The following is a 16,358-nucleotide window of genomic DNA, read 5'->3' as shown; positions in this document are numbered from 1 at the left end:
AATGAGTACAGGGTTATTATCGATTCTTTCGTTACTGCCAATTGCTGCTGTAGGGATTTTTCTAGTAGGGTTACGGTGGCCGGCTAGTAAAGCCATGCCGGTATCATACATCGTTGCCGTTGTTCTTGCACTGTTTGTTTGGAAGGTGCCTGGTGCTACTGTTGCTGCTGCATCAGTAAATGGCTTAATCGTTGCTGCAACCTTACTCTACATTATATTTGGGGCAATACTTCTACTAAATACGCTTCAAGAAAGCGGGGGCATCAAAACAATCAGAGAAGGATTCATAGGGATCTCGCCGGATCGACGAATTCAAGTGATCATTGTTGCCTGGCTGTTTGGTTCTTTCATTGAAGGTTCAGCAGGATTTGGAACACCGGCTGCTGTCGCCGTACCTCTTCTGGTTGGACTTGGTTTTCCAGCAATGGCAGCCGTTATTGCTGGCATGGTGATTCAAAGTACGCCAGTATCATTTGGGGCAGTAGGGACACCTATACTTGTAGGTGTACAATCTGGATTAGCTGCAGATCCAAGCATTACAAACAATTTTCTAGCACTCGTTACAATGGTCGGCGGACGCGTTGCCATCTTACACGCGATCGTCGGAACTCTCATTCCTTTATTTGTCGTTGCACTTATGACTCGATTTTTCGGGAAAAACAAATCATTCCGTGAAGGCATTAAAGTGTGGAAGTTTGCATTGTTTGCAGCTTTCGCAATGACAATTCCATATGTTATTGTTGCTAATTTGCTCGGACCAGAATTCCCTTCAATGATCGGAGGATTAGTTGGGCTTGCGATTGTTGTAACGGCTGCGAAAAAAGGGTTTCTTATGCCACGACCTGAAGAACAATGGGACTTTGACGACAAAGCCAATTGGGACCCCGCCTGGACTGGAACGATCGAGATTAAAGACATCGCCCATAAAAGTGGTCATATGTCTATGGTTCAAGCATGGCTTCCATATATCCTTGTAGGCGTTCTTCTCGTAGCAACAAGATTGAAAGCGTTACCAATTATTGATTGGTTCCAAGCCTGGACGGTTTCTATTCCAAATATCTTTGGTACTGATATTTCTTCTAGCTTTCAGCCGCTTTATTTACCAGGAACTATATTTATCATTGTGTCACTCATCACATTTGTCATCCATCAAATGAATGGAAATGCTTACGTAAGAGCTTGGAAATCCTCAGGTAAAACAATGATTGCAGCTTCAACTGCTCTTGTTTTTACTGTGCCAATGGTTCAAGTGTTTTTGAACTCTAGCGGAGGTGCAGCTGGGTTTGATAAAATGCCGATTGAGCTTGCGAACGGTGTTGCAGCCCTAACCGGTGACTTCTGGCCATTATTTTCATCATTTATAGGTGGAATCGGGGCATTTATTGCAGGGAGCAACACCGTTAGTAATATGATGTTTTCGTTATTCCAATATGATGTAGGTTCTCAAATTGGCGTGGACGCTTCCTGGATTGTAGCCCTTCAAGCTGTTGGAGGAGCTGCAGGAAACATGATCTGTGTGCACAATGTTGTTGCCGCTTCTGCAGTTGTTGGACTTGTTGGGAAAGAAGGAGAGGTTATTCGGAAAACACTTATTCCTTTTGTATACTATACAACGATGGCAGGTGCTCTTGGTTATTCCATTGTCTGGACATCAGAAAAAGGATTATTCAACCTTGGAACAATTATTGCTTCAATGATTGGCGTTGCAGCTATCTATATTATTGCATCAAACCGTTCGCGTTTAGACGTCATTGAGATGAACAAAAATCCATATAAATCTGCAAATTAAACAAATAAACACCTGTCATTCGCTTACCCGAGACAGGTGTTTTTTATAATGGTTAGCAACTGCTGAAATAGTTATTTTGTTATATCAGAGAGTAGTTTATAAGATTGCTTACGCTTATCATGATCATATATAGAAGAGATAACCATCATTTCATCGGCTTGAGTCTCATCAAGAAATTCCTGTAATTTTCGTTGTACCGTTTCAGGACTTCCTATGATAGAAGTAGCAAGCTGTTGATCTAAAGCAGCCAATTCATACTCACTCGCATTCAATTTTTCAACAGGCGGTTGCATCGGTGCTTCATGGTTGCGAATTAAGTTAAGAAATTGTTGCTGAAGCGTTGTAGCAAGGTAGTTCGCTTCTTCATCTGTATCAGCAACTATGACATTTACCCCTACCATAGCGTAAGGCTTATCAAGCACTTTGGATGGCTTGAAATGCTCACGATACGTCCTAAGAGCGGGAATAGTATTCTTCGGTGAAAAGTGACTTGCAAACGAGTAAGGAAGTCCGAGTTCACCTGCAAGCTGTGCACTATATAAGCTTGAACCGAGTAACCATGTAGGAATATCAAGACCTTCACCTGGTACAGCACGAACTGGAGAAGAACCACCACTTAAAGAAGGATCGAAATAAGAACGCAATTCAGCAAGTAACTCTGGAAAATCTTGTCCCATTGATCCTTGACCTCTTCGTAAAGCAAACGCAGTACGTTGATCTGTTCCGGGCGCACGTCCAAGACCTAGATCAATTCGACCAGGGAAGAGCGATTCCAGTGTCCCAAACTGTTCTGCAATCACTAATGGAGCATGATTCGGAAGCATGATACCTCCAGACCCTACACGAAGTGTTGACGTTCCAGCAGCTACATGACCAATTACAACAGAGGTTGCAGAGCTTGCGATAAAGGGCATGTTATGGTGCTCCGCAAGCCAGAAACGATTGTAACCAAGAGCTTCAACATGCTGAGCTAGATCTCTTGTCCGATTCAAAGCATCTTTATATGCACCATATTCGGTCACTGGAGCCAAGTCGAGTACGGAGTAAGGAATGTCATTAAGATTTTTACGTTGTTCAGACATTGTTTCATCTTCTTTCTATATTTAAAATTTTAAGGTGTGTTTCGAGTGGGAGAAAAACCCATACTCAATTTTATCAGGAGGATCTTGAGATAGAAAACAATCCGCTCAACCATCATTCATATTCATTAAGGTATAAACGAACTCTTGTTCGTCAATACTGGATCGTAATTAAACGATGGGGAGAGGTAAGTATGGACGAACAGCGTTATCGCATTATGTTTGCTTATCGGATGAGAAGCGTAGGTTTTCTTTGTCTGCATTGCTTCGATACGCTTGATAAACAAATCGTTACAGTGCCTGTTTATAGTGGATATGAAGGTATTGAAATGAATCATGGTTCTATGACCAATTTTCCTGAAGAATTGAAACAAACACTAACTCTTGAAAAAGAAAAAATCGATCAAGGATATTATTCAATACGTACATGGGATATTGAGAACTTAGGATAGAATAAATAGCTCTTTATTCAAAACCTTCTTTGAATCATCTAGTTAACTAGATTGTCTTAATTCTGTTAAAATAGCTATAAGAAGAGAATAAGGGAGCTGCTTAGATTGTTAAATAAAGTTGACTATTTTTTCTACCCTGTTGATGTTACACAACCAACAGGTGCTGAAGTCACGTACTACTGGGAAATTAGTGTAGCGGAGTACGGTGGCAAAATCTATGCTTATGCAAAAGCGGATGAATTCGGTAGAAAAATCCGTTGGCATGTGAGTGACCAACCTGATAAAGAAAGTGCGCTGGCGGTTATTCAGGAAAAATGCAAGTCACAAAGTAAGTAATGAAGGAAAGAGCTAACGAAATTATTCGTTAGCTTTTTCTATATAGTCAGCACATCAAAACCTATTGAAACTATTCACCGTAGCTTTTCATTGGGTATATTCAGGGTATACATACTAGGCAACAAGATAGGATGATGACAAAGTGAATCAAAAAATCATACTCCTAAGCTCTCTTTTGCTCGCTCATATTCTTCTTTTCATAAGTTTTGTTCACTATCCCGAAACATTCTGGCCTGTTTTTACAATAACACTAAGCATTCTCATTTTTATTAGTATCACAACAGGTTCATTAGTGTTTAAGAAGATCACACTAAAGGACACCTATTATATCGTGTTAAGTGCTGTTTTCCTTTATGTGTTAAGTTTCATTGGCATTCAAATTATCCAATGGACTACCCCATCTTTGTTTGAAGATATGGAAGAGTTTTATAACATTGTTCAACCAACAAAGGCCTGGCATTTCATTAGTCTGGTATTAATCGTTATTCCTGGTGAAGAAATCTTCTGGAGAGGTTATATTCAACAACAATTCAAAAAGTACAAAATAGGCGACACTATTGTACTTGCCACGCTGCTTTATGCTATTGCTCATCTATATTCTGGTGCTCCATTACTAATCGTCGCAGCATTGGCAGGAGGTATCGTGTGGGGGTGGATTTATGAAAAAAGAAGGAACTTCTGGGTACCGCTTCTTTCACATATTCTATTTGACCTACTCATCCTTGTCTTTATTCCGTTACTTTAAAGAGTAAAGGAAAGCAAAAATGAAGCGTAAATAAAACTATTATTGAGCAATAACACAAAAAATAATCTCATTTTTTGTAATACCAATTTCCCTCAATCTAGATTAACAGGTTGCGACTTGGTTATACTTCTAGTAGTATTAGAATGAATGGCTAAGAATTGAAAAGAGGGTTATACATGAAAGAATCAATATACGGATTAACGTTTGATCAGCTAACTGAATGGTTGCTAGAACGTGGTCATAAGAAATTCCGTGCTTCTCAAGTATGGGATTGGCTCTATAAGAAGCGTGTTAAAGAATTCTCTCAAATGAATAATGTTAATAAAGATTGTATCAAACTGTTAGAAGATAACTTCGCGATTCAGACGTTAACAACGGAAATCAAACAGGAATCTTCCGATGGCACGATTAAATTCTTGTTCAAATTACAGGACGGTAACGTTATTGAGACGGTTCTCATGCGCTTCCATTACGGACAATCTGTTTGTGTAACAACACAGGTTGGTTGTAATATCGGATGCTCATTCTGCGCAAGTGGCTTATTAAAGAAAAGCCGCGATTTGACTAGCGGTGAAATTGTTGAGCAGATTATGAACGTACAGCACGCACTTGATGAGAAGGCAAACGAAGAACGCGTAAGCCACATTGTTATTATGGGAATTGGAGAACCATTCGATAACTATGATAATATGATGGACTTCTTACACGTCGTTAATTCTCAAAAAGGTCTTTCTATTGGTGCACGCCACATTACGGTTTCTACAAGTGGACTTGCTAAGCAGATCTACGATTTTGCAAATGAAGATCTTCAAGTGAACCTTGCAATTTCGTTACACGCTCCAAACGATGAGCTTCGTACAAAGATTATGAAGATCAACAAAGCTTATCCGTTAGGAAAGTTAATGCCTGCGATTGATTACTATTTGGAGAAAACGAATCGCAGAATCACGTTTGAGTATATTATGTTACGAGACGTCAACGATCACGTGGAAGAAGCGAAACAACTTGCGAATCTTCTAAAAGACAAGCGTCATCTTTCGTACGTGAACTTGATTCCATACAATCCAGTAGATGATCACTCCTATCAGCGCAGTGAAAAAGAATCGATTCTTGCGTTCTATGATACGCTCAAGAAAAACGGTATTAACTGCGTTATCCGTCATGAGAACGGTACTGATATTGATGCTGCCTGCGGTCAGCTTCGCAGTAAGCAAGTGAAAAAGCTTGAAAAGACAGGAAAATAAATCGTTATTTAAAGGCACACTCAAAATAAGAGTGTGTCTTTTTTTATGCTTTTATTTACCTCAAACACGTTCAACTCTTACTTGAATAAACTACTATAGCTACTTCACATCATTTTACAACAAGGAGAAATGAAGATAGATGAGAGGATTATTACTTATTGGTTGCTTTCTATTATTTTGGATTGGGGCGGGGGTGTTAGAGGACATTGATAGAAAAGATTTTCCTTTTCAAATGGACCAGGATGACCTAGCAGTTCTATCTGGATACAATTACATGCATGCGGTTATGGAAAATGACCTCCTTTTGCAATTAAATGTGTATGATCAAAACAAGCAGCTTGTAAAAACATACTATGCAAGTGACCTTAATGAACTAGTACCTTCAGCAACTTATAAGGAAATTGTAGAAGAGAATGAGAAACTTTTTGTGGTATATGAAGAAAACGACACTAGTAGATCTCGGAAAAAGTTAGTCGTGGGTCCAAGAGGGTCCTTAACATTCGTTCCAGAGCGATATTAAAAGTGTATCTTACAGATAGAGATACACTTTTTTCATTGATATTTTTTTTCTTTACTTAAGAAGAAATAACAATCTATTAAACCCAATTCCAATGAATTTGGACACATATGGATGCGTTGTCCACACTCTTTACATATAGTAATTAGAGAACGAAAATCAACCAGAGGTTAGAAAGGAAATATGAGAATGGCATTTGTCAATCGTTATACAGCAACTGAATGTGGCGCAATGACATTTACCGGAAACACGCTTGGTTTAAGCGGAGACGGTTCTGCCAATCAGGCAGGAACGGCAGGAACAGCCGGAACCTTTATTACGCTTGATAGCAGTTCAACCGTCGATGCCTATCCTCCTCCAGTTCCACCAAATTCGGCAGGAACAACGCTTGTTTATCAAGACAATGGATCTGAAGCACTTTTATCGATCCCAGCAAATAGTACCATTCTATATGCTGAGCTAATCTGGGGAGGATTATACCAAACAGGGAATGACAATATTATCGCTGTTCTGAATGATGATATTCTGTTCTCATCACCTTCCGAAACCAATTTGCCTGTTACACCTGATGCAACTACAGCAAATGAATTCAATGTCGGTACTACAGGGTTCTATATGCGATCTGCTAATGTCACGTCAATTGTACAGGCCGGTGGAAGTGGGACGTATAGCGCAGGTAGTATTCCAGCTATTATTCTTGACATCACATCTGTTAACCACGCCGGTTGGACCCTTGCAGTTATTTATACGAATAATAGACTTCCAAACCGCTCTATGAATTTATATGTAGGGGCTGACGGACTTGTTAACCAAAATAATACGATTGATATTCCCATTGCAGGATTTACAACTCCTCCAATTGGGGATATAGATGCAAGAGTGTTACTGAGTGCACAGGAAGGTGATGCAGAAATTAACGGAGATCAAGCTCTTTTTGGCCCAGATGGATCATCTCTTACGAATTTATCAGGCCCTAGAAACCCAGCAATGAACTTCTTCGGATCACAAATTGCCGATATTACAGGAAACCTCAATACCAATGGATCATATGGCACATTTAATCAAACGCCAGGTACCCCGGGTTCAAATGTTCTTGCAGGTAGGCAAGGTTGGGACATTACAAACGTTTCCGCTTTCAATTATTTACCAAACAACCAATCATCAGCTTTGTTTCGTTTTGCCTCCACTGGAGACTTCTACATGCCGAATGCATTAGGAGTACAGATCGATTTAGGTGATCCTGTAATAGATATGGAGAAAGAAGTAAGCAAAACATTTTCCTACAAAGGGGACATCCTAACGTATACAATTACAATTACAAATAATGGAGTTGTAGAAGCAGACAATCCTTTCTTTGTAGATGATCTCCCTCTAGGGGCAGAGTTTATAACAAATTCTGTAACAATAAATAACGTTTCACAACCAGGGTTCGATCCCGAAGTAGGATTCCCTCTTGGTCCAATTCCTGTTGGAGATACAAAGATTATTACTTTTAACACCAAAGTGACGATCCACAATTGTTTTCTCATGAATGAAGCAAACGTAATGTTTAGCTGCGGAAAAACTGCAACGAGTAATTCAGTGTTAACGACGATCTGTACCATTTGTTGCAAACGTAAATCCTGTTGCAGCTGCACTTAAAAAGCTACTGAATATATCTGCTCAGCAGCTTTTTTTATTAAGATAATAATAGATATTTAGACAATATTTCCCTACACACTGAGTTATTTTCATTTGAGGAGGTTTCCCGTGAACTGATCCATTATTGGTTTGAATAACATCCCTTAATTCAATTGCAACTCTACACAAATCACTATACGTACGTGTTCTCGTATTACCTAATGGAACAAAGAAGCTGGTATCATCGCAACAATTGACTAGTACATCAATCTCTTCGCAACTACCTTTTTCATAATAAATTGTCAGGGTAGCGAAAACTGGTGTTATACAACCTTCTACCTCCCATATAGGAGCATATGGGTTTTTTCTAGGATCAATTCTAAATTTTCCTGTGATGCACTCATGAATTAACTCTCCACTACCACACCCATACTCTGGCTCTCTCTCATCCATCTCATTTATATAATGTAAATCACCTGCACTCAGTAACGATCTTTTTTTTGCCAATGTACTTACACATCCCTATAAAAACACCATTTGTAATATAAAATGCCAGAATGAAAATTTTGTGTAGGCAGGAGACTATTATTTATAGTCATATATTTGGTAAGCTGACATTTTGCTAGCACCTTATATAAAAAAAAGAGAGTACTTAGGATAGGCCTTGCTCGAACCTCCAGTAGTACTCATGTTTTAAATGATTTATAGACCAGCTTTATATTGAAGATCCATTTCTACTGTTGCTGTACAGTAATCATAAGGAGCCGCAATCGGAGCATTATCAGATTGACAGTACACTGAGATTTGTTCCAAATCCGTCACTTCAGCCATGAACGAAGATTGGGCATTAATCGTGTATGCAGCCACTCCTGAACCATCAGTAATTGTAACAGTCATGACACAGTCATTAGTTGTAGAACTTGTGTTAATAATTGATACCATACCACTGGCAAGCGCATCAGGTGGTGTATCTTCAGGGGCAATATATACTAAATCTCCCTCTTCTGGTGGTGTTGGTGCCGCAGCAAGGCATTGAGTTCGAATTGGTAAGCATCTCTTTACACCAATTAACGTTGAACTAGCATTCCCAAAAAAGTCAGGTGTGGAACAAGGAACGGGACAGCAAAAAGCATTGGTACTACAGTTAGCCATTATATTTCCTCCTAGTAAAGTAGTTACAATCCTAGCTTATGCCCGTGCGAGTATCTTGTATAAACACTAGTCCAGTTTGACTAATTTTGTTCAAAAAAAATTCATTTTTATTCATATACACCTATTTTCCGGATTTTTTATCATTATTTTACATTAAAACAACTTATTCCTCACAATTTTTAGTTAGAATAATATAAGCTTGCCTATATTATTAGAATTTAACAGGGGGATATTATGTTACATAACGTGAAAAGGAAATCACTTACAGCAACCATTACACTAAGTTTATTAGCCACGTCATTTATTGCACATGCAGATCAAGCAGAAGCTGCCGGATCTGATGTCAACCTTCGAATTATGGAAACGACTGACCTACACACAAATATCGTGAATTACGATTACTACAAAGACCAGCTAACGGATCAATTCGGTCTAGCCAAAACAGCAACGCTTATTAATCAAGCAAGGAACGAAGCAGATAATAGTTTGTTATTTGATAATGGGGACTTACTACAGGGGAATCCTCTGGGAGATTATGTTGCAAAAATTAATCCTCTCCAAAAAGGCGAAAAACATCCTGCTTACAAAGCGATGAATCTGTTGAATTACGATGCTGGAAACATTGGAAATCATGAGTTTAATTTTGGACTTGATTTCCTTGAAAACAGTCTTGCTGGCGCAAATTTTCCATACATCAATGCGAATGTATATGTATATGTAGATGACCATGATAATGATCCAACCAATGATGAGAATTACTTTACGCCATATAAAATCATCAATAAGACTGTTACAGACGAATCAGGAGCGAAGCACGAACTTAGGGTAGGAGTCATCGGATTTGTTCCCCCACAAGTTATGCAATGGGATAAGGCAAACCTTGAAGGTCATGTGATTGTGAAGGATATTGTAGAGACAGCTAATAAGTATGTTCCAGAAATGAAAGCACAGGGAGCGGATCTTATTGTTGCGATTCCTCACTCAGGTTTTGAAAAAGCAGCCCCTAAGGGGAACGATGAAAATGCAGTTTATTACTTGAGCGATGTTGATGGAATTGATGCGATTTTGTTCGGACATGCTCATAAAGTATTCCCTGGCGATAGTAGTTTTGAGGGTATTAATGGCGTAGACAACAACAAAGGAACGATCAATGGCGTTCCTTCTGTTGAACCTGGTTATTGGGGTGACCATCTAGGCGTTATTGATCTCACCTTAACAGAAGAGAATGGCAACTGGACGGTAAGCAATTCTCAGTCAGAAGCGAGACCTATATACGATAAAGCAACGAAAAAACCTCTTGTTGAAGCCGACATGGATATAGTGAATGCGGTTAAAGAAGAACATGAAGGTACTATTAATTACGTAAGAACTGCTGTAGGCAAAACAACTGCACCGATTAACAGCTATTTTGCGCTTGTAAACGACGATCCTTCTATTCAAATCGTGACAAATGCACAGAAGTGGTATGTCGAAAACAATATACAAGGGACGGAGTATGAAGGCATCCCTGTTCTATCAGCAGGCGCACCGTTTAAAGCAGGTGGCCGTGGTGGGGCATCTTACTATACAGACATTCCAGCTGGTGATCTTGCCATTAAAAACGTAGCAGATCTTTATGTTTATCCAAATACGCTTAAAGCAGTACTTCTAACAGGTGAACAAGTGAAAGATTGGCTAGAAATGTCAGCAGGTCAATTTAATCAAATCAACAAGAAAAACAAGGAAGAACAACCACTAATTAATCCTAATTTCCCTTCGTTTAACTACGATGTGATTGATGGTGTCACTTACAAAATTGATGTTACTGAGCCGGCTAAATATGATTTGAGCGGGAATGAAGTCAATGCTGATGCAAACCGAATTAAAGAGTTGAAGTACAACGGTAAAAAAGTGACGAATGACATGTCCTTTATTGTTGCTACAAACAACTACAGAGCAACTGGAGGCGGTCATTTCCCACATCTGGATGGCTCAAATATTGTCATTGATTCACCTGACGAAAATAGACAGATTCTCATTGATTACATTCTCGAAGAACAAACGATCAATCCAACAGCTGATCAAAACTGGTCATTTGATACAATCAATAAAAAGAAGCTGAATGTTACATTTGAATCATCACTTCAAGGGCAATCTTATGCGAAAGATATTAAAACAATTGATTTCGTTAAAGAGACGGAAAATGGATTCGCAACGTATAAGATGGATTTATCAAAACAGAAAAAAGGGAAAAAACATCATAAAGGACATCATCACGGTCACCAACACTGATAATCCATAGATTACAATTCGACACGCCATCCCGCTGGGGTGGCGTTTCTTATTTCATCTACCAAATTCTAAAGAATTGCTGTTATACTAACCTTACTATTGTTTAGAAAGGGATTTTTATGCCATATAATCTTACGACTAACGAGCGGGATCAGCTGTTTCAGCAACTTTCGGCTGACCAACAAATGTATCTCAATCAATTTCTAAAACGCGGAAGAAAAACCGTTTTTGCGAATGTAATCGCGCGAGATAAAGGTAGGATCATACCAGAAGGTGCTTCTGACCAAGAAATAGAGATGCTGCTTGATAACTGGATTCTAGATGACTTTATCGATGCGGGCTTTGTGTCTGATGAGCTATTGTGTGAATGCGGTCGGCCTCTTAGGTATCAGTATGTTGTTAGGCACGTTAAAACAGGAAAGGTCTTACGTTTTGGGATTAATCATTTCGAAGAACATACCGACATGTCTTCAACAATCGTGAAAGAAGTCATGAAAGGATTTAATACAATTGATTATGAATTAGATGAGTTACTAGTGAAACAGACTAAAGGAAAGTCTTCCTATGAGATTCCTCCAGGTATGAATATTCCAAAAGATATTAATGATCACCTTGAACTAGACTTACCATTACTCGATCGCCAAGAAAGACGCCTCAATGAAGCGCTAAGAGCTTACCGAGAAGACCGCGAAGCTGCAAAACGAGGGAGTAACGATTTCAGTACACCATCTAGAACGAAGGGTACAAAGTCAAAGACTGACGATGAATTACAACCTGCTTTTGATTTATTTGCAGAGGAGACTTCTTCCCACCCTCAGCTTAATCAACCTAAATCCAAAGACACGTTTGTTGTAGGTGAACTGTCATTTATCATTCAAGAAGCAATTGATGGCTATATTCATAAAGGGATTGAAAGTACAATTATGATGTGTGAACTACTCATAAAAGAGGAAAAGACATCAAATAATCGCTATTCAACTGGAAAGCCCAAAATTTATTTTGCAGTAAGTACGTATCTAGATTCATTTGTTCATGCTGGAGAAATGACGGTAGAACCACTTGGGCAAGAAGACCGTATTTATCGAGTAAAGGACAAGTAGTAGAAGATATATTGAAATTATCTGAATAATAATTGACATAATCATTTAACGAGTCTATAATTTCAACCATGTTGAAAATGAAATAGTAAAACTCTTATTAAGAGCGGCGGAGGGATTAGGCCCTATGATGCCCGGCAACCTTTCAAGCATTTGCTTGAAGCTGGTGCCAAGTCCTACAGACATAGCTGTCTGGAAGATAAGAGGAGGATTAGACAAGTAAGCCCTCTTCTTATTTATAGAAGGGGGCTTTTTTCTCATTTCAATGACAGGGAGCTGGTTAATGATGAAACGATCACTTGAAGAACGATTGCAGGAAGGGCCTGTTATATGTGGAGAAGGCTATTTGTTTGAATTAGAGCGCCGTGGTTATGTACAAGCAGGTTCATTTGTGCCTGAAGTTGCACTCGACAACCCACAAGCACTGAAACAAACCTATCGCGACTACATGCTAGCTGGATCAGATGTCGTCTTGGCGTTTACGTACAATGGCCACCGTGAAAAGATGAGAATTATTGGGAAAGAGGATCTTCTAGAACCACTAAACCGACAAGCGATTCGCTTAGCGAAAGAGGTAGCGAAGGAGCATCCTGTAGAAGAAGCGCTTGTAGCAGGAAATATTTCAAATACAAACCTGTTTGACCCTGATGATGAAGCAGGAAAAGAGACAATTCGTGCTATGTTTGCTGAAATGGTCGCATGGAGCAAGGAAGAGGGCGTTGATTTTGTTAATGGAGAAACATTCTACTACTATGAAGAAGCAAAAATTGCCTTAGAGGAAATTCAAAAACAGGGATTGCAAGCCGTTATCACACTTGGCCTGATGAGTGAGGGTATTCTTAGAGACGGATACACCGTTGAGGAAGCCTGTCATCTTCTAGAAGAGCAAGGAGCACTTGTTGTTGGTATGAACTGTTTCAGAGGGCCAGCTACAATGCAACCGTATATTGAGAAGATCAGAAAGTCAGTAAATGGCTACGTCGGCGCACTTCCCGTACCATATCGTACAACTGAGGAGCATCCTACTTTATTTAACTTACCGGATGGCGGATGCTCGTGTACACTACCAACAGAAACTACTTTTCCTACATCGTTAGATCCATTGTATTGCAATCGATATGAATTAGCAGAGTGGGCAAAAGAAGCAAAAGAAATTGGTGTTAATTACTTCGGACTATGCTGCGGGGCTTCACCAAGCATGCTTAGAGAAGTGGCGGAGACGGTTGGTAGAACAACGATAAATTCCGTTTACTCACCAAATATGGAGAAGCATTTCCTTTTCGGTAGTGATGAATCACTTAAAGCGAATAATACAGCTTATCGAACAAAAGCTTAATGTCTGAAGGAGAGATTCCCTATTTTATAGGGGATCTTTCTTTACACAAAACCAGTTTTGCTAAATAAATTGCTGATTTTCTAGTACGATCGATTGTGATTTGCATACATCTCGTTGACTCTTTGTATGCCTTACTAAATTCACGATGTTCTGATGAGTCTGCTTTGCACCGATGATTAATAATGGTACACCAATCCAATTCATTTTTAACCCTCTTGCGAACATACCACCAATTGTCATGGCTAGTGGAACTGTAGGTGATGTATTAGAGAAAATCACAGGTTCTTTCATGTCAAAGGTATCATGGAACAAGAGACTTAGATGATTTAATGCAGGTAGAAGCACTTTCGAACCACCTCTTCCTATGGTGTACACCTTATCTCCACGCTCATCCTCACCATGATAGATAATCCTTCCCATGTCACTTCTCTTTAACTTATTAAAGATATCAATGTTAAGAATTTCTTCTTTAGAGGGGACCTTGTCTGATGAAAGCTTTTTTAGATGATAAGCAGCGGCTAATGCAGATGAATGAGTTCCACCATAGCAATTGTAAATGTAAATCACCTCGAAAACCTCTTTCCTCATGAATCATATGTAAATCGATGTATAAAAGGGAGATGACAATAGCAAAGGATAATAAGTAAGATTGTATTAGTATGAATCGTAATACGAAAATATATTTACATGTTCAATTCAAAAGAAGCATTAAAAATAGGAACGAAGTCAAACATTTCCTTATATAGTGAATAAAGTGGGTAATCTGTCTTGAAAAGTGGCAATAATCATAGATACCTTTCCAAAATAAATCACTTTATTATCGAATTATGTTATTATTTTAAATGTGTCTGCATGCATTCAACATGAATACTGCAGAAAAGAACCTGTACTATAAGTGAGGGAACCAATGATTAATCAAAAAGCCATAAATGAACTCCGCTCTATCTTGCCCGCAGCGGAAGTAAAAATAAATGAACCATTACATGAACACACATACACAAGAATGGGTGGACGGGCAGACGTTCTTGTTTTCCCAAAAACGATTGAAGATGCAAGAGCAGCTGTCGAATATGCTTACAAATCGAGCTATCCACTAACCATTTTAGGAAAAGGCTCCAATGTCATTATCCAGGATGGTGGAATCCGCGGAATTGTGCTTAACCTTTCGTCTCTTGATGCGATCCATAAAAGTGATAAGAAAGTTATTGCACAGTCTGGAGCGCGTATCATTGATGCTTCAGAATTCGCACTCGATCAAAAGTTATCTGGCCTCGAATTTGCTTGTGGTATTCCAGGATCTGTTGGAGGCGCCGTTTATATGAACGCAGGTGCTTATGGGGGAGAAATAGCGGACTGTCTTGAAAGTGTTCTTGTAGTAACAAAAGACGGCGAATTAAAAAGCCTAACCGCTGATCAACTCGACCTATCTTATCGTCACAGTAACGTGGAAGAGAATGGCCTACTTGTCCTTGAAGCCACATTCCAATTAAAAGATGGCGATTACGAAGACATTAAAGCGATTATGGATGATCTTACGGAGAAGCGGGAAACAAAACAGCCACTAGAATACCCATCATGTGGTAGTGTATTTAAACGTCCTCCAGGATTATTCGCAGGAAAGCTGATTCAGGACTCAGAGCTTCAGGGCACGCGTATTGGTGGAGCAGAGGTCTCCAAAAAGCATGCTGGGTTTATCGTTAACATTGATAACGCAACAGCAACAGATTACTTGAACGTTATTCAACACGTCCAACGTACCGTTAAAGATAAATTCGGTGTTGATCTAGAACGTGAAGTACGTGTTATAGGTGAGCCGCCTGAGATGTAGTGTTACATCTGAATATTAAAAAAAGCAGCGTATCTCAAAATGATACGCTGCTTTTTTGATTTGTTAATAATTTGTTAAACTCTTAAAATCTGCACATTTAATTCATATTTATAAGATATTGTGGGTTTGTAGCACCTTATATAGGTATGATTGTAGATATTTGACTAAGGAGGATACTTATGAGAAACAAGTCTATTTTACTGGTAACTACAATACTTGCATTCACATTCACTCTTACTGCATGTTCAGGAAACAACGAAACCATAAGTCAAGAAAAAACTGAAACAAATGCAAATACTGAATCGAGTAATGAAAGCAGTATGGATGATATGAACCATTCCGGTTCTTCTGAAGTACCTCAGAACTTAGAAGATGCTGAAAATCCAACTTATGAAGTGGGAAGCCAGGCGATAATCGAAGCAGACCACATGCAAGGGATGAAGGGCGCTGAAGCAACGATTAAGGGCGCATATCAAACGACTGCCTACGTTGTGTCGTATACTCCAACAAACGGTGGAGAAAGAGTAGAAAACCATAAGTGGGTGATCCACGAGGAAATTGAAGAGGCTGGAGATAAAATCCTGGATCCAGGAGCAGAAGTTACAATTAATGCATCACATATGAAAGGAATGGAGGGCGCTAGCGCTGTAATAGAATCTGCTAACGAAACGACTGTTTATATGATCGATTATATGCCGACCACAGGTGGCGAAAAAGTAACAAATCACAAATGGGTTACAGAAGATGAATTATCTGCTGAAAAGAGATGAGTAACTCATGATCCGGACTACATAAGTCCGGATTTTTATATGACCACACTTTCTCTATTAGTTTATAGACCCACACTAAATTTGCACACTTTCTTCATATTTTTCTGATAAACTATGAGAGG

The 16,358-nt window shown here is 39.1% G+C and carries 16 protein-coding genes and 1 riboswitch; of the genes, 12 read left to right on the top strand and 4 right to left on the bottom strand.

Features of this window, described 5'->3' with window-relative positions; translation table 11 throughout:
* The first annotated feature begins 1 nt into the window (after position 1).
* Positions 2-1,789 carry an L-lactate permease gene (locus FBF83_RS00595; protein ID WP_136945222.1) on the top strand — a complete coding sequence of 596 codons (1,788 nt, stop codon included), beginning with the start codon at positions 2-4 and terminating at the stop codon, positions 1,787-1,789.
* 71 nt (positions 1,790-1,860) lie between these two features.
* Here FBF83_RS00595 and FBF83_RS00590 read toward each other — a convergent pair whose 3' ends face one another.
* Positions 1,861-2,871 carry an LLM class flavin-dependent oxidoreductase gene (locus tag FBF83_RS00590; RefSeq protein ID WP_136945221.1) on the bottom strand — a complete coding sequence of 337 codons (1,011 nt, stop codon included), beginning with the start codon at positions 2,869-2,871 and terminating at the stop codon, positions 1,861-1,863.
* A gap of 191 nt (positions 2,872-3,062) precedes the next feature.
* On the opposite strand from FBF83_RS00590, the gene FBF83_RS00585 reads away from it, so the two are divergent.
* The 6 genes from FBF83_RS00585 (at position 3,063) to FBF83_RS00560 (ending at position 7,803) form a co-directional block, all read left to right on the top strand.
* On the top strand, positions 3,063-3,320 hold the full coding sequence (locus tag FBF83_RS00585) for a hypothetical protein (RefSeq protein ID WP_136945220.1): 258 nt from the start codon (positions 3,063-3,065) through the stop codon (positions 3,318-3,320).
* 105 nt (positions 3,321-3,425) lie between these two features.
* Positions 3,426-3,656, top strand: a complete 231-nt coding sequence (locus FBF83_RS00580; RefSeq protein WP_136945219.1) for a hypothetical protein — start codon at positions 3,426-3,428, stop codon at positions 3,654-3,656.
* 142 nt (positions 3,657-3,798) lie between these two features.
* Positions 3,799-4,401 (top strand): CPBP family intramembrane glutamic endopeptidase, encoded by a 603-nt coding sequence (locus FBF83_RS00575; RefSeq protein ID WP_136945218.1) that lies wholly within the window; start codon positions 3,799-3,801, stop codon positions 4,399-4,401.
* A gap of 176 nt (positions 4,402-4,577) precedes the next feature.
* Complete coding sequence (rlmN, locus tag FBF83_RS00570) at positions 4,578-5,645, top strand: 23S rRNA (adenine(2503)-C(2))-methyltransferase RlmN (RefSeq protein WP_136945217.1); 1,068 nt, start codon at positions 4,578-4,580, stop codon at positions 5,643-5,645.
* A 139-nt stretch (positions 5,646-5,784) separates the two neighbouring features.
* Complete coding sequence (locus FBF83_RS00565) at positions 5,785-6,165, top strand: hypothetical protein (RefSeq protein ID WP_136945216.1); 381 nt, start codon at positions 5,785-5,787, stop codon at positions 6,163-6,165.
* A gap of 186 nt (positions 6,166-6,351) precedes the next feature.
* Entirely contained in the window at positions 6,352-7,803 is a 1,452-nt protein-coding gene (locus FBF83_RS00560) for a DUF11 domain-containing protein (RefSeq protein ID WP_169525119.1), read from the top strand.
* Positions 7,804-7,824: 21 nt separating this feature from the next.
* Here FBF83_RS00560 and FBF83_RS00555 read toward each other — a convergent pair whose 3' ends face one another.
* On the bottom strand, positions 7,825-8,289 hold the full coding sequence (locus FBF83_RS00555; RefSeq protein ID WP_136945214.1) for an S-Ena type endospore appendage: 465 nt from the start codon (positions 8,287-8,289) through the stop codon (positions 7,825-7,827).
* Between the two features lie 195 nt (positions 8,290-8,484).
* Positions 8,485-8,934, bottom strand: a complete 450-nt coding sequence (locus tag FBF83_RS00550; RefSeq protein ID WP_136945213.1) for an S-Ena type endospore appendage — start codon at positions 8,932-8,934, stop codon at positions 8,485-8,487.
* Between the two features lie 234 nt (positions 8,935-9,168).
* On the opposite strand from FBF83_RS00550, the gene FBF83_RS00545 reads away from it, so the two are divergent.
* The 3 genes from FBF83_RS00545 to FBF83_RS00535 all read left to right on the top strand — a co-directional run bounded on the left by FBF83_RS00545 (position 9,169) and on the right by FBF83_RS00535 (position 13,638).
* Positions 9,169-11,205 carry a bifunctional 2',3'-cyclic-nucleotide 2'-phosphodiesterase/3'-nucleotidase gene (locus FBF83_RS00545; RefSeq protein ID WP_136945212.1) on the top strand — a complete coding sequence of 679 codons (2,037 nt, stop codon included), beginning with the start codon at positions 9,169-9,171 and terminating at the stop codon, positions 11,203-11,205.
* A 119-nt stretch (positions 11,206-11,324) separates the two neighbouring features.
* Complete coding sequence (locus FBF83_RS00540) at positions 11,325-12,305, top strand: DUF3895 domain-containing protein (RefSeq protein ID WP_136945211.1); 981 nt, start codon at positions 11,325-11,327, stop codon at positions 12,303-12,305.
* Between the two features lie 91 nt (positions 12,306-12,396).
* Positions 12,397-12,508, top strand: a riboswitch (SAM riboswitch).
* Between the two features lie 80 nt (positions 12,509-12,588).
* Positions 12,589-13,638 (top strand): homocysteine S-methyltransferase family protein, encoded by a 1,050-nt coding sequence (locus FBF83_RS00535; RefSeq protein ID WP_169525227.1) that lies wholly within the window; start codon positions 12,589-12,591, stop codon positions 13,636-13,638.
* 60 nt (positions 13,639-13,698) lie between these two features.
* On the opposite strand, the gene FBF83_RS00530 is transcribed toward FBF83_RS00535, so the two are convergent.
* Positions 13,699-14,205, bottom strand: coding sequence for a DUF3189 family protein (locus tag FBF83_RS00530; RefSeq protein ID WP_136945209.1), 507 nt, complete (start codon positions 14,203-14,205; stop codon positions 13,699-13,701).
* A gap of 340 nt (positions 14,206-14,545) precedes the next feature.
* Here FBF83_RS00530 and murB point away from each other — a divergent pair, with 340 nt between their 5' ends.
* Together murB and FBF83_RS00520 are read left to right on the top strand one after the other, a co-directional pair.
* Positions 14,546-15,466, top strand: a complete 921-nt coding sequence (gene murB / locus FBF83_RS00525) for a UDP-N-acetylmuramate dehydrogenase (protein ID WP_136945208.1) — start codon at positions 14,546-14,548, stop codon at positions 15,464-15,466.
* Between the two features lie 179 nt (positions 15,467-15,645).
* The gene (locus FBF83_RS00520) at positions 15,646-16,236 is read left to right on the top strand and encodes a YdhK family protein (protein ID WP_136945207.1); all 591 of its coding nucleotides are present in this window, start codon (positions 15,646-15,648) and stop codon (positions 16,234-16,236) included.
* Positions 16,237-16,358 lie beyond the last annotated feature (122 nt).

The sequence above is a fragment of the Guptibacillus hwajinpoensis genome, assembly GCF_005144865.1.
Lineage (GTDB): Bacteria > Bacillota > Bacilli > Bacillales > Guptibacillaceae > Guptibacillus > Guptibacillus hwajinpoensis_A.
This window is presented reverse-complemented; position numbering and strand designations above follow the sequence as displayed.